This is a genomic window from Bacillus cereus group sp. MYBK95-2 (genome assembly GCF_051915225.1).
Classification (GTDB): domain Bacteria; phylum Bacillota; class Bacilli; order Bacillales; family Bacillaceae_G; genus Bacillus_A; species Bacillus_A cereus.
In genome coordinates this window covers 812107-836035 of the sequence record NZ_JBQAEH010000002.1, presented here as the reverse complement: position 1 = coordinate 836035, position 23929 = coordinate 812107, and the positions used below count along the sequence as shown (strand labels likewise).

The window sequence follows — 23929 nt, the reverse complement described above, 5'->3', positions numbered from 1 at the left end:
CCTTCCCTATCATTTATCTAGGCTTTTTCTTCCCAGTAAATGCTGGTTTCTTTTTCTTTGGTGCTTTCGGTTTCGTTTCTACAAATGATCCCTTGAACATTTCTTGCTTCGTAAATACGATGCCTAGTTTTTTCGCAAATTGTAGTAATTTACGCTCTTCTTGTGGTGTTACAAGAGACACGACAGTTCCTTCTTTACCCATACGTCCAGTACGTCCTGAGCGGTGAATATATTGGTCTACTGTGTCTGGTAACTCTAAATGAATTACGTGTGTTAAATCGTCAATATCGATACCGCGTGCTGCAATATCAGTAGCAAGTAGAATTTCTAATTTCCCTCCGCGGAAAGCACGCATTGTCGCTTCACGCTCTTGTTTACTTGCTTCTGCATGAAGAGCTGCTGCTTTCATTTTACGGAATTTCAATTTCTCAGTAATTTCATCTAAACGGAATGGGTCGTTTAAGAACGCAACTGCTTTTACATCGCCCATATGCATAATTCTTCTTACGTAATCATTTTTTTCGCGTCGCTCACAAATGATATACGTATGCTCAACTAAGCTTTTTGATTCTGCACGTGTTACACGTACTAATTGTGGTTCCACTGCTAAATCACGTGCCGCATCTTCTGCCACTTTTGTCATTGTCGCCGAGAAGAATACTAATTGACGATCGCGCATCGTTGATTTAATTACATCTTGCACTGCGCCCATCATTTTTTGCTTTACAATTTGATCAAACTCATCAAATACAATTGTTTTTACTTCATGCATTTTTAGCTTTTTCATACGAATTAATTCTAAAATACGGCCTGGTGAACCGACAATTACTCTTGGGTGTTTCTTTAATTTTTCAACTTGGCGCTTAATATCTGCACCACCAATTAAAGATGCACCTGAAATTTCAGTTCCTGCTGTAAACTTTTGAACCTCTTCATGAATTTGCATTACAAGTTCACGTGTTGGCGCTAAAACAACAACTTGTGGCTGTTTTACTTCAGGATTAATTTTATGTAAAAGGGGTAATAAGTACGCTAATGTTTTTCCTGTTCCAGTTGGAGATTCAGCTATAACGTCTTGTCCTTCTAAAATAGTTGGAATCGCTTGTTTTTGAATTTCAGTTAACTCTTTAAAACCAGCCTTCTCCCAAGCTTGTTGTAAAAATGGTTGCATATCTTTTATCATTTGTTTTTCTCCTTTATCTCTATTTTTGAAGAAAATGCTGTATTGTTCGCACCGTTTCTATCATGTGTGAAATAACAGCTATTAAATCATCAACATGGTCTTCTGTAATCGCTTTTTGAAATAGAACCTCTACCTTATTATGATATGAAATCGCTTGCTTATTATATTCGTATGAAACTTTCTGCATAATCATTCTTTCTTTTCCCCATATAGAACGCATTAATGTTTCAATTTCTTCGCATTTTACTTCTGGTTGTTCTAACGGGAATGAAAATGCTAGCTTCATCTCACAACCTGGTGTAAACTGAGGCACTTCTAGTATTTCACCAGACAAGTTCTTTGCATCCACAGATAATGAAAATGTTGCTTCTACTAATGGTTCAAACGGTTCTGTTAATTGAAATGAGATATGATATATACGACTTAATGAAGCAAGATCCATCATATCTTTTCGATCTGTTACAAGAATATCTCCATGTAGATCAAAATCATACACAGCACCTTCTACGATTACTTTTAAATTGTCAAAAGCAGTTGGATCAAACATAATTTCCTCCAAAAAACAGGCGCCTTTCGATGGAAAGGCGCCACTTGATGTATATATAGTTTACAGATAAACGAGATGAATTACAACCTTTTAGAATAAACCTACTGCTTTTCCATCTTCATTTACATCCATTTGAAGTGCTGCTGGCTGTTTTGGAAGACCTGGCATTGTTAACATTGTACCTGTTAACGCAACGATAAAGCCTGCACCGATAGATGGTTTTAGCTCACGAATTGTAACGATAAAGTCAGATGGACGACCTAATTTTGTTGCATCGTCAGAAAGAGAGTATTGTGTTTTCGCCATACAAACTGGTAGATTACTCCAACCTTCTCCTTCATATTGAGCTAATTGCTTACGTGCTTTCGGAGCAAATTCAATATCTTTTGCGCCATATACTTTTTGAGCAATTGTACGAATTTTTTCTTCTAATGGTAATTCTAATTCATAAAGTGGTGCGTAGTTGTTTTCACCTTTTTCGATTTCTTTTAGTACTTTTTCAGCAAGATCAACTCCGCCTTGGCCACCTTTCTCCCAAACTTCTGTTAAGGATACTGCATAGCCACGCTCATTACACCACTCTTGTAAGTATGTAACTTCTGCATCTGTATCTGTAATGAATTTATTAATTGCAATTACGAAAGGCACACCGAAGCTTTGAATTGTTTCAACATGCTTCTGTAAGTTTTCCATACCTTTTGCTAATGCATCTACATTTTCTTCTTTTAATTGATCTTTTGCAACGCCGCCATGCATTTTAAGCGCACGAATCGTCGCAACAATAACAACTGCTTCTGGTTTAATGCCAGCTGCACGAGCTTTAATATCTAAAAACTTCTCAGCGCCTAAATCAGCACCGAATCCAGCCTCTGTAATAACATAATCACCTAATTTTGCTGCCATTGTCGTAGCGATAACACTGTTACAACCGTGAGCAATATTCGCAAATGGTCCGCCATGAATAATAGCTGGTGTATTTTCTAACGTTTGTACTAAGTTCGGTTTTAATGCGTCTTTTAATAATAGTGTCAAAGCACCTTCTACACCTAAGTCTTTAACCGTTACAGGTTGATTTGCAAAGTTATAAGCAACTACGATGCGAGATAGACGCGCTTTTAAGTCTTGAATATCTGTTGCAAGGCAGAACACGGCCATAATTTCAGATGCTACTGTAATGTCAAAACCGTCTTCACGTGGTACACCTTGTACAGGTCCACCAAGACCAATTACTACGTTACGAAGGGCACGATCATTTAAGTCAACACAGCGTTTCCAAACGATTTTACGTGTATCAATTCCAAGTGTGTTTCCTTGTTGGATATGATTATCAATAAACGCTGCTAATGCGTTATTGGCAGTTGTGATCGCATGGATATCTCCAGTAAAGTGAAGGTTAATGTCTTCCATTGGTACGACTTGTGAAAAACCGCCACCTGCTGCTCCGCCTTTTAATCCCATCGTTGGTCCAAGAGATGGTTCACGAAGTGCAATTACTGTTTTCTTACCAATTTTGTTAAAAGCTTGACCTAAACCAACTGTTACTGTTGATTTACCTTCTCCAGCTGGAGTTGGGTTAATCGCTGTTACTAAAACAACTTTACCGTCTTTCTCATCTTGTAAGCGCTTAAAAATATCAAGAGATAACTTACCTTTATAATGACCGTATGGCTCTAATTCATCTTCTAAAATATTTAAATCAGCTGCAATTTCTTGAATCTTCTTCATACTCGCTTCTTGTGCGATTTCAATATCGGATTTCACTGTTGTAGTAGTTGTCATATACCCTAGTCCCCCTTTAATTGGTTCTGATGATATTGTATCAGTTTTTTGTATTTTCTGCACTTATTTACCTCCTAAAAATTCTTTCATTTCTTTATACGTTTTTTAACATAAATACCCATAAGAATGTTAACGATTGTTGCAACTCTGTAGGTAGTTGACCTAACATCTTCTCATTTACTCCGCGCTTATATACGCCGATGCCATCTACAACTTCAAAACCTTGTTCTTTCGCTAACTGTTCAAATTCCCAAGGCATCATTGTATTACAAACAACGTCTTTTCCGTACAAGCGAGGATAACTGTTCTCTCGTGGCTTTGCTGTCGGTCCTAAAATTGCAATACATGCATATCCATCTTTCTTTAACACACGCTTTATTTCATTTAATGCTCGTAATGGCTCTTCCGTCCATTCTAAAGAATTAATTGCCATAATTGATTCAAATTGCTCATTTTCAAATGGTAATGCAGAAAGATCTCCTTTTATAAAAGATAAATTTGGTCCTTCTCCGCGCTCCTTACCTTTTTGAATCATCACTTCCGATAAATCTACTCCCACTGCTTTATAGCCTGCGCGACTTAATTTATATGTACCGTACCCATCACCGCATCCAACATCGAGCACTTGTGCGTCTTTCTTCACATACTGTTCAAAAAACGGAATAATTGTGCTCCTACTCCCGCTATCCCACATCTCTTGACTATTTTGATTCCAAAACTCCGCACTACTATCCCATTTCTTTTCTGCTGATTCATGCCAATTAAATTTCGTCATACATTCCCCTACCTTCACGCTTTATCACTCATTTCATTCTACATCATTTTCCAAAATTCCTGTTTTATCCCGCTTGCAGTAAGACACCTACCTCAAAATTCAATGGATGCGGATCAGTTAATGGGAGAGAACTGCTCATAAAAATCCAATTGTTGCTGGCTGATAATCAGTCCTAGTGGAAAAAATCCCACACTTTATCTTCAATAGGAGATGGATATGTTAACGATGGAATGCGTATTCTCCAATTTTTGCTTTACTTGGGTTTAACTCATACTCATGCTCTTCTCATTTTGAAAGATACTATAGATACACCCAATTGAAAGAGAGGGATGTACATGCGAAGAAAGAGAAATCATCATTTTAAAAGTGGTGAAAAAAACGAAGAGTATGCTGCTGAAATATCACCAGCTGGCATTCCAATTAGACATAAGCGTAAAGAAATTGCAAATGAGATAGAAGGTACAAATACCGGTGCAATGGTAGGCTATGTCGCTTTATTTCTTTCGTTATTCTCCATTGCTTTTTATCCAGTTACGCTCGGCTCCCTAGCAATTTTAGTTGGCCTATTAGCTGTCAATTTCGGAGCAAGAACACTTGGATATACAGCAATTGGTTTTGGTAGTTTTTCTGTTTTATTCACTTTATTTTATCCGCTTGCTTTGTCAGCGTTTTAAAAAAACACACCAAGTCATACTTGGTGTGTTCATTCATGATACAACATAATATGGCCGCATCCACAACAATGTTTCGCTGTAATTTCTTGAAACACTGGATAATTTTCTTCATCTCGATGCTCAATAAATACTTTTTCAAATCGATACATGTTTGGTGCATATGCCCAATCTTGTTTCGTACGTGCATATAACGTTGAGGAAAAAAAATCCTCACCGCCACAAACAATACATGTGTTCTTCATCAATACCCCTCCTATGCTTGTCTTACTTCATCTATATGAACATAAGCATAAAAAAAAGACCTTCTATTACTAGAAAGTCTTCTCTGAAACAAAAAGAAATGTACCAAGCATTCCTACTCCGCTATATTCTTTTGAAACACCAGCTTCTGTTTTAAATGTTTGCTTTACAGTCATAAAGAATACACCATTTCGTGCATCTGTACTTTCAAATTGTAGTTTTTCTTTTTTACCATCTACATTTTGCGTGCATTCAAAACTACTCTCATTACAATTCAACGCATACTTATCCTGTACATACACTTTAAAATCTGATTCTTTCGGACAAGTTATAAGTAATATTGCCACGAGAATAATACTTATAATACCCACAATTGTATAATATTTCTTCATTTGTACTCCTTTCAAATGACAAGAAAACTTGACTTCATACGCCAAGTTTTCTTAGTCAACAACCCATTGCCACTCTTGTTCTTTCTTATCAAAAATGAGCCAACCTGTTTCTGTTGCTTCCTCTTTCAATTCATCGATATTATCTAACACCTCATCCGTACTTTCATACGAACCAACTACATATACCGGAATTTCAAGACCTCTTCTTGACTCAATCTTCCCTGCTAGATCTATGTAAAGACCATCTTCCATTAGTGGAATAAGTCCCATAATCAATTCTTTTGAAATCGCTGGGAAAATTTTTGATTTTTGGAAGAAAGAAAAACGTTTCTTACCGAAAGCACCGAGTTTATACGGAATGACTTTACTTAACATTCCTACAAAATCAGCAATTCTACGATAATACACTTTGTTGTACCATCCGTCATCATGTGAAAAATAAACAAATCTATTTTTCAACAGCGGAAAGAATGTTCTTGCAAGTGGTTCTTTTTTGTGAGCCAAATATAATAATTCTGCAATTTCTTTCGGCTCTAATTCATCTAAATCGCTTGCATCATCAAAATCTACCCAACAAAATTCATCAAATTCATCAATCTCTGCTTGAATTAACTTATGTATATTTTCTTCCTCAACATATTCAAATAAAGTATGATAATGAAAATCCGTCCATTCAAAGTTGTGCTTTAAAAGCAACACTTGATGAAGCGGTGAAGGGATGTTACTCGCAAACTCTTTAAACGTAATTCCTGATGTAATAAAACAATGACCTCGACGATTACCATTAATATATATCATATTCTTTACTTGGTCAGATCCTCCAGACAAAGCACCTAGCCACCTTCGTTTTATATGTTTCAATTCTATAGCATATTTTAACATGAAAAATTTTAGAAACATAGAAAAAACTTCAAAAACTATTTACAATTTCATGTGTTTTATTACATAGTGATTACAAGAAAAAACGCCTGCTCATAAGCAGGCGTTTTTAAAGGATTTCATCAGGGTTTTGAGGATGATGATTTCCCTCTTTCTTTTCTTCTTTTTGGAACATCGATTGAATTTTATCAATTGTTTGTGGAGCTAATTCAATCATTTTTTCTGCTAAATGTGTCGCATTTTGTAGATGCAGAATATTTACTCCATCTTTATTCACCACAAGAAATGCTACTGGTGCAATTGAAACACCACCCGCGCTACCGCCACCAAATGCAGGGTTACCGTTCGCTCTTTGTCCATCATTCGTTTGGAAATCAGAACCTCCTGCTCCAAAACCGAACGCTACTTTAGAAACAGTTAACACCACACCACCGTCAGCCGTTTGAACAGGCTCTCCAACAATCGTATTTACATCGACCATTTCTTTTAAATTTTCCATTGCTGCTTTCATTAAACCTTGAATTGGATGATCCACCGTTCATAACCTCCTTTGTCATATCTTTCCTAGTTTTTCCGAAAGTTTGTGAACTAAACATAAAATTTTATATTGATTTCAAAAAACTTAAGTTGTAATATTTAGAAAAATAAAAAAAGAGGTCGATTCGTTATGATGCGAAAATTAACAAAGAAAGATCATGAACAAGTATTCGCTTACCTAAAAGAAGAAGCAGCCCTTAACTTGTTTATTATTGGAGATATTGAAGCTTTCGGTTATGACACAGATTTTCAAGAATTATGGGGAGTATTTAAAGAGAATGGAACATTAAAATCAATTCTACTCCGATTCCACGATTCATTTATACCCTATAGTAAAGAAGAATTTATTACCACTGATTATGAGGCACTTCTTTCCACATATAAGCCGCTTAAACTCTCTGGTAAGTCAACCATTGTAGAAAAGTTTGAAACTGCTCCAAGTCTACAATTAGGCGTCAAAAATGAAATGTATTTTTGTGAATGTCTAAATGACAACAACTTACCTAGCACACCAATTCATGAAACAATTAAACTTGCCTCACTAGATGATGTAGAGCGAATTATGCAATTGCGAGGTAACATTGCTGAATTTCCAGTTGTTAATGAATCAGAGAAAATATTAAGACAAGCTCTCAAAACAAATACAGGACGCACATATTATATTGAAAAAGACGGTGCTATCATCGCATCCGCCTCTACTTCCGCTGAAAATTCATTATCCGCTATGGTAGTTGGTGTATGTACACACCCGAATTATCGCGGAAATGGTTACGCTTCACTCATATTACAAAAAATGATCCAAGACTTTACGAAAGAAGGCCGAACACTTTGTTTATTTTATAACAATCCAGCTGCTGGACGAATTTATAAACGACTAGGATTTAAAGACATTGGAATGTGGACGATGTATCGATAATAAGAAGTACTCTATAAGAGGAAATAGTTGTAACTTAGCAATAAAAGCAGATTACACAAAAACTTCAAACCGTTGTTATGAAGAAACTACTTGAGGAGCAAGGACTCTAACTAAAAAACGGTATGCATTCAAACTAAATTTAGACACATAAAAGCCCCAATTGTTGCATCTACTCCAGCAATTGGGGCTACCTGTTTATTCTCAAATTCTTTCCGCTACAAATAGAAATATTTATGAAAGATTTATCACACTTATATCACTATTATCTTTACGTGCAAATGCCCTTCTTAATATTACTGCTTCTTATTATACTTTGCTTTAAAATCAATATATTCCTGTCTCGCATCCTGATTATTACCTTGGTGACTATCAAAAGATGTATGTATTTGTGATATATATTCTACTAACTTACCTTCATCATTTCGCTTCTTATAATTTATTACAATACTTACTTCCAATATCTGCTTTGAACCATTTTTAGAATCAATATGCAATGCGATTGATCCACCATCATATTCATCATATTGTATTTTCAACTTATCATTAATGATACTCTGAAACTCTGATTCATTTAGTTTATATCCAACTGTACTAGGTTGATCAAACTTTTTTATATCACCTCCTGGCTTCATCTTTAGTTTCCCTATCCCTTTTAAACGATCTACAATTAAGTTCACATATGAAACATCCAGATTCGATTCCGGACTTTGTACCTCTCCATTTTTATACATAATATTGGTACGATAAACAACTTCTTCTTTATTATCTTTGCTGTCTACTGCTGAAGTAACCTCTTGTGTTATATTTCCATATAAACTTTTATCTTTCGTATTATATATCCCTTCCGAAGTTTGATAGATTGTTTTTCTATGCTCTCCATCTTCTTTTTGCTCATATGTACTATATATACCTCTTTGTTTCACATACGCATATCCATCATCACTAGCGGACATAACCTTTTTCATGTCACCTTCATCCAAAGCTTTGACAAATGGCTCATACTCTATCTTCGTCTCCCCAAAACCACATCCACTTAATAAACTTGATACTATTAACAGAACTATCATCATCCTAGCTTTCTTCTTTAACTTCATACTGACCCCCGTTGATTTCTCTAGGCATTTTTAGGTTCATTACATTCCCATTTTGATAGTAATATAGTTCACCTTTACTTACCGGTATTTATTAACTCATACAGATTATATTGAAGATACTTTAATTTTTAATAGCATTAATTTATATACAATCCTTAATTGTTTATATATTCTATTCGAATTTTCAGAAACCAAAACTTATTTTATTTCTTTAGTTTTCTTTTTTCCTTCTCTTCATAAAGCTTTAGTCTTTTCTGACGTTCCCTTTCATGTTCCTCCCACGAAATATAAAATGATGGAAATTTAAATCTACAATAGGCTAATAATTGGAACTCTGCTGCACCTATGGCTACCGCGTACATTACAAGGGTTCCTGCCATATACCCCACTAAAACCCCTGTTTCATAATTATTATGAACATAAATTAAGATAAGAAGGGTTAGTACATATATCGTAACACCAATCATTGCATTGCCTTTTGTTTTACTAAAAAATGAAGTTGCTCTTTCATCCATACTAAATGCCCCACTCTCTGCTTGTTTAAAGGTATCAATCGTTGTCACCAGATGAACAAAAACTGCTCCTAGAAACAATAAACCCACATACAATAATGTAATTTGATCAATTGAATAATTCGAAATTGCTGGAAGTATAAACAATGTGAATCCTATAGTTCCTAGCTGAAATGCAAATAATAATATCACAAGTGCTTGCAACTTTTGATATTTGAAACGAGCTTTTGGAATTAGATATAGAATGAAAAAGATTACTTGCAAACCATATAACACTAATTCAATACTAACAATTATTTTGTCAAAGAGAGTCGGATAGTATCCCCAGCCAATCTTAATTAATGCTACCAAAATAAAAATCATGAATAATGAACTATAAACTATTCCTCCAAACATAAATCCCACAGAGTCTTCTGGGCTTAAGCGATTTCTACATGTTATTTTAAATTCATCTAAATCTTTTTCTTTTATATTCCACATATAATTACACCATCTTTTCTAAAATCATGTAATAACTCTATTTTTGTAGACAAACTGAGAGTAAATAAATGTTTTTGGTATTTCATATTAAACTAGCCTTTTTTACTTTTTCTAATAAACATAACATATAACAATAGCATCGATATTAACCCTATCCCACCGCCCAACACCCCTCCATATTCTTCTAGATATATGCAAAGAAATATACTACCAATAAAAAATATTATTCCGAAGATAACAATCCACTTCCCCAGAAACTCTGCTACTTTATATAGAATTAAAGAGATAAACATAATCCCAACAATAATAGGTGCTATTACACTTTCAAATAAACCTTTTTCTTTTTTTGCAGCTTTAGAATCTTTATTCAAGATATTACATTCCTCCCTTTACTAGTTAATTTATGAATAATGTATTCATTCTATCTTCAATGTAAGTTTACGAGTATCATTTATAACTTTCATTTCAGTTTTTGTTTCGCTTTTGTTCTTTCTCTCTTATTCTTTTTCTATTTGCTATAAATTCGTGGCGTTCCTTTTCATGTTGTTCCCACGTAATACTAGATATTTAGATTCTTATTCAATCAAAAATAGACTTTCCTCTTTCCATGTTGGAAGAGGAAAGTCTATTTATTTCTAAATATATTATAGCCCTTGTTTTATTAATAATTGTTACTTATTATTTTCAGCCTTGTTCTTTATCGTTTTTACAAATTCATTTCGCCATATTTTAAAATTATGAGCAAATTTTCCTTCAATAGAATTTTTATACCCTTCAAATTTCACTTCTAAAATATCAAAGTCATTGAATAATTTATATGTCTCTGCCGTCAAACCTACTGGGTGTAATACCCCACCATAATCATAGAAAGTGTCTTCATCGAGAAGTATTCCTCTTGTAGTAATTACATACTCTACATCTTTTTCTTCCTCAGTACTCAACCTCACTACACTTCCTAAAGGCAAAACTTTCTCCATATAATCTTTCATATTAATTCACCGATCCTTTTAATACGATAATTTTCTCTTCTATTTTTTGTCGCCTTTTTTCTAATTGGCGAATACGATCAATAAAAGCATCACGTGTTTTACCTTGCAAACTATTATCAATACTACTTTCTAATCTTCTAATATCTCCTGTCAAAGATACAGCTGCTTTTTCAAGTTGCATAACAACGTTAATAATTTGATCTCGCCCACCACTGTCCGGAAATGTACTATGAACCCTCGACATTATCATATGTAAATCCATCCTCATACCCCCTTCCTTAACATTTATCAATAATAGGAAACCGAAGCTAACTCTTCATCTTTTGCTATCATAGAAATTACCGCATCTGTTACATCTTGACTTAACTCTTTTAAATCATTTGAAAGTTCGTTCACATCTCTGGAAATCTCTACTAATAATGAACGATTTAATCCTCTACTACCATCATTCATAAAATAGTTTAATAATGATTGGCGATGGCTTCTTACATAATCTCCAGCAATTGAAGCAATATTTGTATCAATTTCAAAGTCACCTTTAAATACATCTAAAATATCTTGAACAAGAGAAGATGCTACTTCTTTTGCAATTGCTATAATTTCATCACGGGATAAATAAAGAATAATGCATCCTACTAAAAAATCTACAGCTGCGTTAAATACTGATTCTAACACTTCAAGTACCTTTTCCTTACATTTTGCTAATTTATTCTCTATCCAATCCACAGCCGCATTCACCTGATTTCTAACTTCTTGTATAACTTCCTTACTAAATTTCAAAGCTTTTTTTCCTGTTTCTACACCTATACTTGCTATTTTTGTTGCTAGAGCACTAGTATCTCCCACTACTGTTATTGCAACTAGAATTGCACTGACTGGGGTTCCATTTACCACTAAATCCACTACAACTTCTTCTGTTGTACTTAATGTTTTTTTTCCAGTGATTCCTTTATATAGGTCCCCAGCAGATTCTGATATTTCTAAAAAACCAAATTTCCAATCAAATCCTGTTTCGCTAACCTTTTTCAATTTATCTATTGCTACATTCCCATTCCTAGAATAAAACTTTGGATCATATAAAAAAGAATGCCCTTCCCCATTTTCCATTTTATAAACCTGTCCAGGTATTACAAAATCTGCGGCCTTAATGGCGCCATACAAAGGATCATATTCATTTATAAGACTGCGGCAATTTTTCATATTGGTCCCGTATCCGTACTTAACCACATCTTTATTTAAAACAGGCGCAGGATTTAAAGCTAATACGTTTATATTATCTTCTTGATGTCTTAATGCAACTGTATTCGCTGCTCCGCCACCTAAGGAGTGCCCTAGTAAAGTTATCTTCTTTCCTTTATTCCCCGCCTTGACTTTTTCATAAAATTTTTCTGCTTGACTATACTGAAATTCTGCTAATGACCCCAATATAGGTGAATTAGTTAAATTATGCAGTCCAATTGCTCCATCGGTTGCTAAATCACCTATTTGGCTCGGTTGGGTTCCAACGTATACAATGAAAATTTCATGCGTGTTTCTATCCTCTAAAGCATACGCCCCAAATCCAGTTACTGAATGAATATCATCAGAAGCTATAATATTAGCATTAAAGTTGTCTTGTAACTTCTGTTTATTTATTATTGGATCAGAATTATTATATTTTTTTTCTTGTGCATTATAATCATAAATATCTTTTGCCGATAATCTTAATTTTCCTACATCACTACTTAATTTATAATCTTCCTCATTCACCATATTCTCCCCTTTATATATTAATGGCTTTCTTTAAATTTCTTTTCATATTGTAAGTAATCTTTTTTTGATTTCCGATTATTTTCTTCTTTATTATGTAAATATGTTGTTATTTCTTGATCATGCCTAATCATATTATTTTCTTCATTTCTTTGTTTATAGCCTATCGAAATTGTTATCTCTGTTATTTCCATCGGATTTTCCTTTGTATCCTTAGCAGAATTAAATTCAATTAGTAGTGTTGCATAACTAAACTTCTCATACTCTAATCCTAAATTCCCATTAAATAGCTCTTTAAATTGAGTTTCTGATAAATTATAGCTTATCGTAGCTGGTTGGCTGAAGCTTTTTTTATTCACATTTGGTTTCAATTCTTTTATTCCTTGCACTCTATTGAGCATTAATTTTATATTAGACATATCTCCCCCTCGATTTGAAGCTTCTAGCTGTCCATTTTCGTATCTTATATCTGACTTGAATACAACTTCTTCTTTATATTGTGGGTTGTCACTATGTTTTTCATCCTCAACTGGAGTATTGACTTTCTTTTGTGCCTCACCAAAAAGAATATTATCTTTAATACTATAAATACCTTGCGTTGTTTGATAAACTACTCCTATTTGCTTATTATTATCCTCAATAAAAGTGCTATCCCTAACCTCTTCTTTCACATACGCATACCCATCATCACTCGCAGACATAACTGTCTTCATGTCCCCTTCATCCAATGCCTCTACTAATCTCTCATACTCTATCTTTGTCTCCCCAAAACCACATCCACTTAATAAACTTGCCATTATTGACACGACTATCATCACCTTAGCTTTCTTCTTTAATTTCATACTGTCACCTCGTTAGTTACTCTAGGCATTTTTAGTTTCATTATGTTCCCTTTTTGATAGTAATACACTTCATCTTTACCTAATGGTGCTTCGTTGCTTATATATTTTATATTGAAGATACTTTGATCATTTAATGGCATTGCGATAATTGCTGCTGTTAGTTTACTTCTCATTTTCATAGGTAGAGCTTCACGATTTCGGTCCATGTAGTCGTGGTGACCTGCTAATACAAAGTAAATACCTACTGTACGAGATAAATCAATTAAAGTCGCTGCATCCTCCATTTCTAAATAAACAAATTTACTAAACTCTTCAACATTTGTCATGATAATGAGTTGTTTTGTGAATGCAGGAATTTCTCTACCTTCTTGTCTTGCTTGTGCTAATTCAAAAGCTCGTTCACGAATTACTTCCATCCAATACTTCGCATGCATATTGATTTCATTTTCGTCTACAATGTAGTGCGTCACATCGTCTTTATATTGAACGAAACTATACTCTGCTGTATCCACCAACGTCACACTTTCAAAATAATCTTTATTCAATTGAGATAGGATGCTAGATACAATTTGTTTTCTCATACTATCATCTACACTATAAATCATTAAATGATCATTCACTGCAATATCATGAGCTACAACTTCTACGTTTGCAAAATCAAGCCCCATTGGAATTCTTGCTGCTTGTAGAGCTTTTGTAACGTCTTTATTTTTACGATAAGTAGCAATATCAATCACTTCTGGCATCATTGGAATTGCCTTCGGACGTTCTCCATCCCATTCTCGATCCATATCATTTGCTTCTTGTTGTAATAATTGAATTTGCTGTAATTCATCTTCTGCTTTCGTAGGTAATGCAACCTGGAATAATGTAGGAGATTCTAGTTTTATTAACGCTCTTCCTGCTGTTTCTTCCACTTTTATATCAGATCTCCCTACAATACTAGCTACTTCACTTTGATCAATCATATATAGGCAAGTTTGGATTTTAATATTATTGTACAATTGAATTCTAAGTGCATTTTGTCGCCCTGCACTAATTAAGGTATGAATTCCTAAACTTGCACCATCTCGGACAATTTGCATAATTAGCATTTCAAAGCTTTCATAGAACTTCGCTTCTTTTACTGCATCATAATTGTCGATTGCAATAATAATATGTGGTATTTCTTTCCCGCTTGCCTTTTCATACATTTCAATATTTGCAACGTCATATTCACTTAATAATCGTTTACGATTTTTCATTTCTTGAGTTAATCTTTCAACAAACTTTAAACATTTTTCAGATTCATCAATCGTAATCGTATCCGCTACATGAGGTAATCCTTTCAAAGGTAGAAGACCATTTGTTCCAAGGTCCACTAAATACACATGCAAATGCTCCGGACTATGCTGACGAGCTACATCCATAATGACTGATTGTAAGAATGTTGATTTTCCGTAGCCTGGACTTGAGAAGACCGCTACGTGTCCGTCTTTACTAATATCTAGTGTTAATGGTGTTTGTGATTGTAATTCAGGCTGATCTAGTAGACCAATTGTTGCTTGTAATGGTTTCTTTTCTTTCGTCCATGCTTCTTTGAACTGAATTGCATGTAAGTCTTGTAAATATACGCTTTCTGGAAGTGGTGGTAACCACGGTCTAGCTAACGCTTCAATTTCATTTATTTCTGCATAATCGTGAATGTAGTCAATAACAGCATCCAGTTCAGATGGTACGCTTATTACTTCTTTACTGCTACCAAGGCCACTTAAATCTTCACTTAATATTTCATATTGTCCTAGATCATTTATTGCATAGATTGTTGCGTCTAAATGTTCTTTATCCTCTTTGTTTTCTACATAGTCTGCTCCGCTCCAGGCTGATTGGAATAGTTCATAAATTTCATTATTCCCAACTTGTAAGTAAGCACGTCCTGGTAATGTAATTTCAGCAGCATCTGGCGTTTTTAAAATTTCATTACTATCTGACGTATTTTGAACTTTTAATGCTAGTTTGAATTTCGAGTTACTCCAAATTTGATCATCTACAACACCACTCGGTTTTTGCGTAGCTAATATTAAATGGATTCCGAGCGAACGACCGATACGTGCTGTTGAAACTAACTCTTTCATAAACTCTGGTTGTTCTGACTTCAATTCCGCGAATTCATCACTAATTAAAAATAGATGCGGCATCGGCTCACTTACTAAGCCTTCTTTATACAGTTTTTGATACTGATTAATATGGTTTACATCATTTTCACCAAATAATCGTTGTCTTTTCTGTAATTCAGCTTTAATTGATGCGAGCGCTCTCATACTTTGCGCTCCATCTAAGTTCGTAATTGTTCCTAATAAATGCGGTAAGTTTTTGAATAAATTCGCCATTCCGCCGCCTTTATAGTCAATTAGTAAAAAGGCTACTTCGTACGGGTGGAAATTGACTGCTAGAGATAATATATACGATTGTATAATTTCCGATTTACCTGAACCTGTTGTACCTGCTATTAATCCGTGTGGTCCGTGTGCTTTTTCGTGTAAGTTTAAGTTTACGATATCTTCTTTACCACGTAATCCAAGTGGTACAGCTAAAGATTTATGCGCTGCATTTTTCTCCCAACGACTTGTGATATTCAGTTCTTTTACTTTTTCAACGCCGTACATTTCTAAAAATGTTACGCTTTCTGGAATACTATTTTTTAAGTTTTGCAAATGATTTAATGGTGCTAATGCCCGTGAAATATCTTCTAAATTGAATCCTTTTGGCACATGATTTAGTTTAAATTGACGGTTAACAAGTTCTCCTTGCTCTAAGATGATGTTCCCTTGTTTTGCATCTCTTATATCTATTACCGTTTTCACATGCTCCGGTAAACTTTGCATAACATCTTGTACAAATACAAGTGATACACCTAATTGACTCGGATCATCATTAAAGAATTCCATAACAACATGGTCTAATATTAGTTTTTCATCTGTAATGAGAACGACATAGTGCGGTGCAAAGTACATTTTTTCATTAGTAGAACTTTTTTCATCTAGTTTTAATTTTCGTTCTTTCAATATTTGATACAAACTATTTAACACTTGATCACGGCTACGATCATGGTATACAAATCCACGTACATTTATATCGCGAACACTTCCATGAGGTAACCAGCGCATCCAATCCCATTTTTCTTTTTCTTCTTCCGGAAAAATAGTAATAAACTGCAAGTCATAATAACTATGGAATAAAGCCGTTTGTGCAACTAATAATTGTAATTGCTCTAACACTAAAGAGCGTTGACCAATATAACCGACTGGTCCATTCATTAAATCTGTTACAACTGGTACATCTTCCAACGATAGATAACGCTGTCTTAGTTCACGTGCTATATCAATTAATTCATCTTTCGTTTGACTAAATTCTTCTTCATTAAATTGAATTTCAAAACTCGTATTAGCTTGTCCTGTTCCAACGCTAAATGTTAAGAAATCATGATGTAACATTGTTTTTTCATAAATTCGAGGATTTACTTGAACTGCCATATTACGTATTACTTCTACATTTGGATTGTGATAATGTAATGCGTGACGCTGTTTTTCACTTTCTGCATGTAAATCTTTCGTTTTTTGTTTTATATACTCTCTATAGCTTTTATCTCGTTCAACAATATCGACTTTATATTGCTTCAAATTTTTAATATACGATGTGACAGAAACAATGATTGTTACTAATGTCATCGCAATCGATGCGATAATAAACATTCCATATTTCATGAAAATAGCAAGTAATACAGTTACGACAATCATGACAAGTGAAGGTGCAATGATTCTTGCTAAATGCTCCGTTGGTTTTGATGGCATACTTGAAGGCTTTGCAATTGTCATTTTCTCTTCTGGTTCACGGTAAATAATACGTGGTGAACGATGATAGTCTGGATAACCACTTTGATAATTTGTTTCTGATTCTACTAAAATAGGTAACGCAGATTTCACTTTATCTTCTGAAGAAAGTACTTGAATGTCTTCACTACCAATCTCCAATAAAATACCATCAAAATATAATACGTCTCCTGATTCCAACATAACGCTATCTTTTAACTTCGTATAATTATGAAATACATCCCCGCCATACACGTTCACTTTAAAAGAATCGTACAACGTTTCGCGAGATAGCATTAAATCTACACTAGTCCCGGTAATAGAAATATCATCGTAATCGTTTTGACTCACTGTAAGAGAATGTTTCGTTCCGATATCAAACACTTTAGTTGTGCCAACAATAGATATAAAGATTTTCAAGCTCACATCTCTTGTTTTCCCAATCTCAATTTCCTTATTGAATTCTATTAATTGATCCTGTACCATCCAAGCATTTACTTCATTATTCCACTTTAACTCTACTTCTTGTTCTAAACTTGGATTCGTAATATCGTTTGTCCACTCTTTTCCAATCGACACTATTGATTGCTCATTTGGATGTAATGTGCACTTATATATTTTGTCTCCATAAGTCAATACTAATAGTTGCTCCATCCGTGTTCACTGCTCCTTTTCAACTGTCTCATCAAGTGCTTACTCTTTTTTCTCTGTGTCCGACAAATTTTTATCGTTTGATGAATTGCCATATTTCTTTTTATATTCATCTAATTGTTGCTCATATGTTTTTAACTTTTGATCACGTTCTTCCCCTGATAAATCTGGATTATTTTTCAGTGATTCAATTTGTTTAACAAGGCCGTACATAATAAGCTGAGGATCATCAAGTGTCTTAGCTAAATCTAATGATTTATCAAAATTACCTTTTCCGTTATACATCCAATACAGCAAATACTTTTCATCACTTTTCAAACTAATGTTTTTCATAATCGATTTCTTTTGAGCTTCACCTAGTTTTTCAGCTGTAATATATGCAAATGCTAACTCATATTTAGATGCAATCGGTAATGATTCAAACTCCTCTTCATTCAATTGCGTAATGACTTTGTCATAATCAGTTGCTATGAAACTTGCATTTGCTTCTAACAATTTATTTTGATAAGGAAATTTTATAAAAGTGAAATATATTAAAGGAGCAGCTAAAATAACTGTCGCCGCTATGAAGGAAAAAGCTAAGTATTTAAATGATTTATAGCTTTTTTTAGGTACTAACTGCATATTTTTTTCTGTTTTTGTTTGTTCCTTCTCAAAGCTGTCATCAAGAAACTGCAGTAATGCATCTAAGCTTTCCATTTGAGCAACGGTCTGTTCAAATGTTGTTTCTTTTGCATCTTTTAGTAACCCAGCATACAAATCATCAAAGTTATGTTTTTGGGAGAATAAAGCAATAATTAGACACTTATATTGTGTTAAAAATTGCTCTTCTAATAACGGGGTTGGCGGAACAATATCTCGAATTCCTCTATGTATAATACTTGGTATTAAATTAGCATTAAAAACTATATTGTCTGGATGTAAAAAGAACGTGATTCGTTTATTTAAATATTTACGAAACTGCGCAACATTCCGAAGTAGTCTTAATTTCTCATTTCTTCCAAAACGGCTAAGATCGTCCCACTTATATAATTTTTTATCTACTTGATATAGAAACGTAAACATATCATCCGTTTCTTCTATTGTTAATGGTACAAATTCAGATGATTCGCCCGTAATTATATCGAATTGACGGAAGTCTTTTATACGTGTTTGAGATTTGGTCATCTCCAATTTCCAATTTTCTTTTTCTATTTGAAATTGATAGTTCATTGCATCAATTTGAATTATTTTTTCCGTCATGTTTATCCTCTTCTCCTTTTCTTTATAACCCGTAATAACTTATTTTCAAATAACTAAAAGTAAAAAATATTCTTTATAAAACTTGCAAAATATCTCCATCTGTTATTTGGTGATCAATTAAACGATCATTATCTGTTAAAACAATTGACTTATTTTTCACTTTAATTACAAAATGTGAACCTTCATGATTATCAATCTTTAGCGTATCTAATAAGTTTTTTAATAAATATTTAATAGATTGATGATTCGGAATACGCAAATCATATGTATTTCCATTCCATTTACTAAAATCTACTGTCACATTGATATGTGTTTGTATTGCCATCGCTTTACCTCCAACTTTTACGAAGAACTGTATAAATACCGATGCAAATAAGTAGAATGCCGCCGCCAAATAATAATATTATTGTTATACTAATTGGCTCTTCATTCATTGTTTCATTACTCGCTACTTCATCTGCACTTTTTCTGACAATGTATTCACTGCTAAACAAACTATTTTTCGTATCTTTAACACTATTATTCTCTTTTGGTTTTGTAAAAAGAGAATCTCGCAAAGCTTCCATATCTTTTTGTTCTTTCTTTTTCTTTTTCTCAATTTCTTCTTCTATATCTTTGTTAAATAACTCAATCGATGCTTTATCTAATTCTGTTTCCTTATGTTCCTTTTTATTTTTTTCTTGGTCGCTTTCTTCAAGTCGATCCACTTTAAACTTAATCTTCCCATCATCACCAAGATAACTGTCAGCCGCGCTCCTTATCGGTAGCGCGACAAACAGTAAAAGGATAGAGAGAAATGATAACTTAGCCACTATGCTCCATTGTTTGATCATTTACTTCTTTTTCCTCCCATTTCTTATGCCATACAAATAGATTACTAACCAATCCAATAATGGCAATTACAAACAATACGACAAAAATAACTTTCCCAGTATCTTTACCACTAATAAAATCATTTAGAAAACTTTCTATATACTGAAGCGGTGAGAATTGACGTATCTTTCCGACAGACGACATTTGATCTACTTTACTTCCAACTGCCTCAGTTAAAAATAGGTACATGCTTAAAAATACTAATAGTATAAACATACCTACCATTTTTATTTGTCGTAATAAGTAGGTTGAGACCAATACAAACGCCATCATAATAAATGTGATGAACGCAATCCATAGTAAACTTTGATCCTGACCGAACTTTAAAAGACGCCCAGAAATGATACCTATACTAATCCCTTCCACAATTGATATACCGAAAGCTACTACTGTAGTTGGTACATTCATATCAATTAATGAGAATTTCTCTTCAAAATGATCTGATTGCATTCGTTTCTTTTCTTGATTCGCAATTGCGTATGCTGTAAATAATGCAACAATGAAACAAGTTAATACAATTAAATACGGTGTAAAAGCATTACCTGCTACAATTACTCCATCATTTTGCTTTTGAACTGGACTAGCTAAAAAGTCATATAGCATCTCATTTTGACGATCTCCAATACGGCTATTCGCTAAAATTTTCGTAAAGTTTTTGGAGAATGATTTATCATCTTCCATTTTCTTCGTAAAGTCATTTAATAATAAATCAGCTTTTGAAACAATTGTCGTTCCGCTGTCTTGAATTTCTTTTGCTTGTCCATTGATTTGATCAAATGTTTTATATACATCGTCTGAAGTTGCTAAACTATGTTTCGAACTTTCGACCAATGACTGACTTTGCATCATTAATGATTTAATACCAGAATCTAACGATAAAACAGCTGTTTGCTCACCAGCATGATTTGTTGTTAATACTTGCTGCTCTTCAACTAGTTTTAAGCTATTCTCACGCCATTTCGCTAAACCTTTTACATACTCTCCTAAATTTTCATTCATACTAGTTGCTTGTTGCGTCGTTCCATTTAATTTCTCCGCTAGTAGCATAGAATTTTGATCCGCACTAGTAATAGATTGTTGATAAGAGTTTATTTTTTGTTTTAAACCTGACATATCTTGCTTTATTTCTGTAGTAATACTTGATGAAACAAGATTTGAAATTAAATCAATTAAGCTTTGTTTATTTAATACGTAGTACAAAGATTGATCCGTCGCAATTGCATCTAAACTTCCCTCTTCTAACTTAGGACCTACATCTTTCGTTCTTAAATCAATCCCATAATACATTTCGTAAAGGCTCATTAAACCTTGATAACTTTCGACTGTATCTACTGCTTCTTTAATTAATAAACTAGATATATTTTTTGTTAATACTTCTGCTTTTTGATGTACAACTTGATTCGTTGTACTTTCAATAGTTTTTGAATTGCTACCGTTATCTGTCCCAGTGTCTGGATTCTCTCCTGTGTCAGGTTTTCCTCCCGTGTCTGGATTTCCTCCTGTATCAGGTTTCCCTCCTGTGTCTGGATTTCCTCCTGTGTCTGGATTTCCTCCTGTGTCTGGATTTCCTCCTGTATCAGGTTTTCCTCCTGTATCAGGTTTTCCTCCTGTGTCTGGATTTCCTCCTGTATCAGGTTTTCCTCCTGTATCAGGTTTTCCTCCTGTATCAGGTTTTCCTCCTGTATCAGGTTTTCCTCCCGTATCAGGTTTTCCTCCTGTATCAGGTTTTCCTCCCGTATCAGGTTTTCCTCCTGTATCAGGTTTTTCTCCTGTATCAGGTTTTCCTCCCGTATCAGGTTTTCCTCCTGTGTCTGGATTCCCTCCCGTATCAGGTTTTCCTCCTGCATCAGGATTTACACTGTCACCATTATTACTCTGTTCTGTTTTTTGAATAATAGGCGTTTTAGCATTGTGTACTAACGGCATTATGCCATACTGTGATTTATGAACCACATTTTCCACCTTGCTATTTTCCGTTTGTGTTCCTTTATCTTCTTTGTTAGGTTTTTCTTTTTCAGGACTAGTTTCTTTTTTATGAGTCCCACTCAATTCCCACTGCCACATTACAGGAGAGAAAACATCTATATTGATGTTTGGATCTTTTAACTTCACATTCAGATTAATTTTTATATCCCCTTCATTACGAGGAGGTATAGTGATTTCTCCGTTTTTCTCCAGAAACATACTTGTGTAATCCACATCATCAATCTTCAAAGCTTCTGTACTTCCATATAGTTCAAACTCTTCCGGAATACTTATCTTCAAAGTTTGTGCAGATTCCATTTTAATTACTTTCGCAGTATCACTAAATGTAATTCCCTCTGTATAAAGTCTATCCTTTACTTCTTTAATTGCGTTTCCTAAAGATATTTTATTTACAGGATCATAATAAAAATTATTTTCTTTATTATATTTTTTTGTAAATTGAATTACATTTTGCAGTTGTAATTTCGTTGTATCTGGCAAATCACTTTGACCGATTTCTTCCATGTTTAAACTAGGTAATTTCGCAATTAAATTCTCGATTTGTTTCTTTATTCGAGCATCTGGTTGTTTCATTAATGTATTTATGAAGATTTCTTGCTTTCCATCATTCGACATAGATTGCTTTAACTTCTTAATTACCGTCTCTTGAATATCACTTTCTAACTTTCCTGCAAGTTCTGTATCATATTCAGACACTTGTTTTTTTACATCTGCTAAATATTTTTGAATCGCTGCAGCATCAGTTAAAATATTCGGTTCTTTCTCTGAAAACGTAAATTGATTTGAAATAATTTTATTAGCGGATTCCAATGCACTTAATTGCTTTAAAGCATCGCCTGTATTCATATCATTCATATATTGATTGAATTGATTTGTGAAATTATTCGCTAACAAATTGTTATCATTTTGCATTTTTTGAAAGTTATTAAAACCATCTAAATACGTACTGTTAGATTTATTCCCTTCATCTAACGCTTGACCGAAACCTTTTAAAACATCCTGAAATCCTTTGAAACTATTAACAGAAACACCTGTATAATCTTGTACTGTTTTAAATTGATTTGTGTAATTTGCTAACGGACTATGTATATCTTTTTTATACATAGTTGTTTGAACGTTTCCTTTTTCAATTATTTTACCTATATTATCTTGTGCACCTTGTAGCTTACCGATAATACTCGCAAAATAAACGTCGATTATTTGCTTATTGAAATCTTCTAAAATAACAGAAGCTGTATTTTCTGCCTCAGCTTTCAAATCCTTATTCCCAGTTGCATTTACTTTGTAGTTTAACGTTAATTTCTCTGGAATCTCTGAATCAATCGCAACTGCCTTCCTAGAAAAATCATTTGGAATAACAATCATCATATTGTAATTATTATTTTTCAATCCATTTTCCGCTACCCCGCGACTAACTACGTACCATTCTTGTTTCGTATTTTTATTTACATTTTTAACAAATTGATCTCCAAACGCTATTTTATTGCCCTCAAATACAGTGCCCTGATCTTCATTTACCAAAGCAACTGTCATTTTTGGTGTAGTATTCTCATTAGCTTTCTTAACATTTTGATTTAATGCTAAATAGGAGACCCCTGTCGATAGTACAAGAGCTAAAATAATAAACAACAAGATGCTCCATTTGAACTTTTTCACTACTTATCACTCCTGCGACTGCGAGTCTATCTGATGAAAGACTTCGTATCTTACTCTAGTTTTAAAGTAATTTAGCCATACAACG

General features: G+C 33.8%; 21 protein-coding genes and 2 pseudogenes. 2 read left to right on the top strand and 21 right to left on the bottom strand.

What is annotated here, in order from left to right:
* Positions 1–13 precede the first annotated feature (13 nt).
* From ACTFN4_RS11270 to ACTFN4_RS11255, 4 genes are all read right to left on the bottom strand, one after another.
* Positions 14–1183 carry a DEAD/DEAH box helicase gene (locus ACTFN4_RS11270; RefSeq protein WP_000588619.1) on the bottom strand — a complete coding sequence of 390 codons (1170 nt, stop codon included), beginning with the start codon at positions 1181–1183 and terminating at the stop codon, positions 14–16.
* A 19-nt stretch (positions 1184–1202) separates the two neighbouring features.
* Positions 1203–1730, bottom strand: coding sequence for a hypothetical protein (locus tag ACTFN4_RS11265; protein WP_000460219.1), 528 nt, complete (start codon positions 1728–1730; stop codon positions 1203–1205).
* A gap of 90 nt (positions 1731–1820) precedes the next feature.
* A complete protein-coding gene (locus ACTFN4_RS11260) occupies positions 1821–3509 on the bottom strand; it encodes a formate--tetrahydrofolate ligase (protein WP_014482011.1) in 1689 nt (562 codons plus the stop codon).
* Between the two features lie 94 nt (positions 3510–3603).
* Positions 3604–4284, bottom strand: a complete 681-nt coding sequence (locus ACTFN4_RS11255) for a class I SAM-dependent methyltransferase (RefSeq protein WP_000160025.1) — start codon at positions 4282–4284, stop codon at positions 3604–3606.
* Positions 4285–4619: 335 nt separating this feature from the next.
* On the opposite strand from ACTFN4_RS11255, the gene ACTFN4_RS11250 reads away from it, so the two are divergent.
* A complete protein-coding gene (locus tag ACTFN4_RS11250; protein WP_001253200.1) occupies positions 4620–4958 on the top strand; it encodes a hypothetical protein in 339 nt (112 codons plus the stop codon).
* 29 nt (positions 4959–4987) lie between these two features.
* Here ACTFN4_RS11250 and ACTFN4_RS11245 read toward each other — a convergent pair whose 3' ends face one another.
* The 4 genes from ACTFN4_RS11245 to ytfJ form a co-directional block, all read right to left on the bottom strand.
* On the bottom strand, positions 4988–5200 hold the full coding sequence (locus ACTFN4_RS11245) for a hypothetical protein (RefSeq protein WP_048538774.1): 213 nt from the start codon (positions 5198–5200) through the stop codon (positions 4988–4990).
* A 69-nt stretch (positions 5201–5269) separates the two neighbouring features.
* Positions 5270–5590 (bottom strand): hypothetical protein, encoded by a 321-nt coding sequence (locus ACTFN4_RS11240; RefSeq protein WP_439962299.1) that lies wholly within the window; start codon positions 5588–5590, stop codon positions 5270–5272.
* A gap of 51 nt (positions 5591–5641) precedes the next feature.
* On the bottom strand, positions 5642–6418 hold the full coding sequence (locus tag ACTFN4_RS11235) for an oxalate:formate antiporter (protein ID WP_000014087.1): 777 nt from the start codon (positions 6416–6418) through the stop codon (positions 5642–5644).
* Positions 6419–6578: 160 nt separating this feature from the next.
* Positions 6579–7004 carry a GerW family sporulation protein gene (ytfJ, locus tag ACTFN4_RS11230; protein ID WP_137396845.1) on the bottom strand — a complete coding sequence of 142 codons (426 nt, stop codon included), beginning with the start codon at positions 7002–7004 and terminating at the stop codon, positions 6579–6581.
* 132 nt (positions 7005–7136) lie between these two features.
* Here ytfJ and ACTFN4_RS11225 point away from each other — a divergent pair, with 132 nt between their 5' ends.
* Positions 7137–7922, top strand: coding sequence for a GNAT family N-acetyltransferase (locus tag ACTFN4_RS11225; protein ID WP_016124501.1), 786 nt, complete (start codon positions 7137–7139; stop codon positions 7920–7922).
* A gap of 293 nt (positions 7923–8215) precedes the next feature.
* Here ACTFN4_RS11225 and ACTFN4_RS11220 read toward each other — a convergent pair whose 3' ends face one another.
* From ACTFN4_RS11220 to esaA, 13 genes and pseudogenes are all read right to left on the bottom strand, one after another.
* On the bottom strand, positions 8216–9016 hold the full coding sequence (locus tag ACTFN4_RS11220; RefSeq protein WP_439962298.1) for a DUF3952 domain-containing protein: 801 nt from the start codon (positions 9014–9016) through the stop codon (positions 8216–8218).
* Positions 9017–9219: 203 nt separating this feature from the next.
* Positions 9220–10008 carry a hypothetical protein gene (locus ACTFN4_RS11215; protein ID WP_439962297.1) on the bottom strand — a complete coding sequence of 263 codons (789 nt, stop codon included), beginning with the start codon at positions 10006–10008 and terminating at the stop codon, positions 9220–9222.
* A 92-nt stretch (positions 10009–10100) separates the two neighbouring features.
* Positions 10101–10379: a hypothetical protein gene (locus ACTFN4_RS11210; protein WP_001030792.1), complete on the bottom strand. Its 279-nt coding sequence runs from the start codon at positions 10377–10379 to the stop codon at positions 10101–10103.
* A 300-nt stretch (positions 10380–10679) separates the two neighbouring features.
* A complete protein-coding gene (locus tag ACTFN4_RS11205) occupies positions 10680–10997 on the bottom strand; it encodes a DUF4176 domain-containing protein (protein WP_000656387.1) in 318 nt (105 codons plus the stop codon).
* Position 10998: 1 nt separating this feature from the next.
* Complete coding sequence (locus tag ACTFN4_RS11200) at positions 10999–11259, bottom strand: hypothetical protein (RefSeq protein WP_000363091.1); 261 nt, start codon at positions 11257–11259, stop codon at positions 10999–11001.
* A 26-nt stretch (positions 11260–11285) separates the two neighbouring features.
* Complete coding sequence (locus ACTFN4_RS11195) at positions 11286–12749, bottom strand: lipase (protein WP_029442152.1); 1464 nt, start codon at positions 12747–12749, stop codon at positions 11286–11288.
* Positions 12750–12766: 17 nt separating this feature from the next.
* Positions 12767–13588: a DUF3952 domain-containing protein gene (locus tag ACTFN4_RS11190; protein WP_000768469.1), complete on the bottom strand. Its 822-nt coding sequence runs from the start codon at positions 13586–13588 to the stop codon at positions 12767–12769.
* Positions 13585–17814: pseudogene (gene essC / locus ACTFN4_RS11185) on the bottom strand (type VII secretion protein EssC); the annotation flags it as partial. The pseudogene essC and the gene ACTFN4_RS11190, both read right to left, overlap by 4 nt.
* Positions 17809–18090: pseudogene (locus ACTFN4_RS11180) on the bottom strand (FtsK/SpoIIIE N-terminal domain-containing protein); the annotation flags it as partial. The pseudogenes essC and ACTFN4_RS11180, both read right to left, overlap by 6 nt.
* 39 nt (positions 18091–18129) lie before the next feature.
* Entirely contained in the window at positions 18130–19329 is a 1200-nt protein-coding gene (gene essB / locus ACTFN4_RS11175; protein ID WP_000136611.1) for a type VII secretion protein EssB, read from the bottom strand.
* Positions 19330–19402: 73 nt separating this feature from the next.
* Positions 19403–19654 (bottom strand): EsaB/YukD family protein, encoded by a 252-nt coding sequence (locus ACTFN4_RS11170; RefSeq protein WP_001007571.1) that lies wholly within the window; start codon positions 19652–19654, stop codon positions 19403–19405.
* A gap of 4 nt (positions 19655–19658) precedes the next feature.
* On the bottom strand, positions 19659–20162 hold the full coding sequence (gene essA, locus ACTFN4_RS11165) for a type VII secretion protein EssA (RefSeq protein WP_000595655.1): 504 nt from the start codon (positions 20160–20162) through the stop codon (positions 19659–19661).
* Positions 20134–23844 (bottom strand): type VII secretion protein EsaA, encoded by a 3711-nt coding sequence (gene esaA / locus ACTFN4_RS11160; RefSeq protein ID WP_080478589.1) that lies wholly within the window; start codon positions 23842–23844, stop codon positions 20134–20136. Before esaA ends, essA begins: the two co-directional genes overlap by 29 nt.
* Positions 23845–23929: the final 85 nt, after the last annotated feature.

Excerpts from the sequence above, each read along its gene's own strand:
- ACTFN4_RS11190 (WP_000768469.1), bottom strand. The coding sequence starts at position 13,588 with ATGAAATTAAAGAAGAAAGCTAAGGTGATGATAGTCGTGTCAATAATG.
- essA (WP_000595655.1), bottom strand. The coding sequence starts at position 20,162 with ATGATCAAACAATGGAGCATAGTGGCTAAGTTATCATTTCTCTCTATC.
- ACTFN4_RS11215 (WP_439962297.1), bottom strand. The coding sequence starts at position 10,008 with ATGTGGAATATAAAAGAAAAAGATTTAGATGAATTTAAAATAACATGT.
- essB (WP_000136611.1), bottom strand. The coding sequence starts at position 19,329 with ATGACGGAAAAAATAATTCAAATTGATGCAATGAACTATCAATTTCAA.
- ACTFN4_RS11200 (WP_000363091.1), bottom strand. The coding sequence starts at position 11,259 with ATGGATTTACATATGATAATGTCGAGGGTTCATAGTACATTTCCGGAC.
- ACTFN4_RS11265 (WP_000460219.1), bottom strand. The coding sequence starts at position 1,730 with ATGTTTGATCCAACTGCTTTTGACAATTTAAAAGTAATCGTAGAAGGT.
- ACTFN4_RS11250 (WP_001253200.1), top strand. The coding sequence starts at position 4,620 with ATGCGAAGAAAGAGAAATCATCATTTTAAAAGTGGTGAAAAAAACGAA.
- ACTFN4_RS11220 (WP_439962298.1), bottom strand. The coding sequence starts at position 9,016 with ATGAAGTTAAAGAAGAAAGCTAGGATGATGATAGTTCTGTTAATAGTA.
- ACTFN4_RS11205 (WP_000656387.1), bottom strand. The coding sequence starts at position 10,997 with ATGAAAGATTATATGGAGAAAGTTTTGCCTTTAGGAAGTGTAGTGAGG.
- ACTFN4_RS11255 (WP_000160025.1), bottom strand. The coding sequence starts at position 4,284 with ATGACGAAATTTAATTGGCATGAATCAGCAGAAAAGAAATGGGATAGT.
- ACTFN4_RS11240 (WP_439962299.1), bottom strand. The coding sequence starts at position 5,590 with ATGAAGAAATATTATACAATTGTGGGTATTATAAGTATTATTCTCGTG.
- ACTFN4_RS11195 (WP_029442152.1), bottom strand. The coding sequence starts at position 12,749 with ATGGTGAATGAGGAAGATTATAAATTAAGTAGTGATGTAGGAAAATTA.
- ACTFN4_RS11260 (WP_014482011.1), bottom strand. The coding sequence starts at position 3,509 with ATGACAACTACTACAACAGTGAAATCCGATATTGAAATCGCACAAGAA.
- ACTFN4_RS11170 (WP_001007571.1), bottom strand. The coding sequence starts at position 19,654 with ATGGCAATACAAACACATATCAATGTGACAGTAGATTTTAGTAAATGG.
- ACTFN4_RS11270 (WP_000588619.1), bottom strand. The coding sequence starts at position 1,183 with ATGATAAAAGATATGCAACCATTTTTACAACAAGCTTGGGAGAAGGCT.
- ACTFN4_RS11225 (WP_016124501.1), top strand. The coding sequence starts at position 7,137 with ATGATGCGAAAATTAACAAAGAAAGATCATGAACAAGTATTCGCTTAC.
- ACTFN4_RS11245 (WP_048538774.1), bottom strand. The coding sequence starts at position 5,200 with ATGAAGAACACATGTATTGTTTGTGGCGGTGAGGATTTTTTTTCCTCA.